At 50.0% G+C, this 290-nt stretch carries 1 protein-coding gene; it reads right to left on the bottom strand.

Annotated features, from left to right (window positions below; translation table 11 throughout):
- A partial coding sequence (locus Q0954_RS34730) for a DnaB-like helicase C-terminal domain-containing protein (RefSeq protein WP_299466875.1) occupies positions 1-290 on the bottom strand: 290 nt, incomplete at both ends.

Raw genomic sequence — 290 nt, 5'->3', positions numbered from 1 at the left:
CCGTTGTCAAATTTGAGGGGAATCGTCTCTGGGTTACCATTGCGGTGCTTGGCAATGATGACCTCAGTATGTCCCTGAGTAGGCGCTCCGGAAGCATCTTCAGCAATGCCATAATACTCATCGCGGTAAAGAAAGAGAATCAAATCTGCATCTTGTTCCAGGCTTCCGCTTTCACGCAAGTCAGACATACGAGGGCGTTTATCGGAGCGTGATTCCAAAGCCCGGCTAAGCTGGGAAAGGGCAATCACGGGGATGTCCAGTTCTTTGGCAAGCTTTTTCAAACTAGCCGA

The organism is uncultured Microscilla sp. (assembly GCF_947493425.1).
GTDB lineage: Bacteria > Bacteroidota > Bacteroidia > Cytophagales > Microscillaceae > Microscilla.
Note: the sequence above shows the minus strand (reverse complement) of the source record. Positions and strands in the feature narration are given on the sequence as shown.